The sequence below is a fragment of the Proteus sp. LHD240705 genome, from assembly GCF_047921555.1.
In the GTDB taxonomy this organism is placed as follows: Bacteria; Pseudomonadota; Gammaproteobacteria; order Enterobacterales; family Enterobacteriaceae; genus Proteus.
The window spans coordinates 1-281 of sequence record NZ_JBLRMI010000055.1 but is presented as its reverse complement, the minus strand read 5'-3'; the positions used below and the strand labels follow the sequence as shown (position 1 = coordinate 281).

The window sequence follows — 281 nt, the reverse complement described above, 5'->3', positions numbered from 1 at the left end:
AATTGGGTATCGGCAATCTCTATCGCTTAATGCATGCGGCGCAAGGTTATGCTTCGGGGGGCTTTGTGGGGGCGGTCGCAGGGCGAATACCGGTTACACCACAACCGACGTTAGCCCGTGTGAGTGGTGTACAAATGACGGTCGTTAATCATATTACAGTGACAGGAAATGGTGACGCTGTACTTGCGCAGGCAATGAAAGAAGCCGCACAACAAGGGACAGAAGCCGGCGCACAGAAAGCTCACGCGATGATGTTACAAGACTTTCAAAGTAATGGCGCC

Annotated in this window: 1 protein-coding gene; it reads left to right on the top strand. The window is 52.3% G+C overall.

Annotation, left to right across the window (positions count from 1 at the left end; all coding sequences use genetic code 11):
• Nucleotides 1–281 (top strand): hypothetical protein (locus ACNART_RS18000; RefSeq protein WP_416303697.1); only part of this gene is annotated, 281 nt, incomplete at both ends.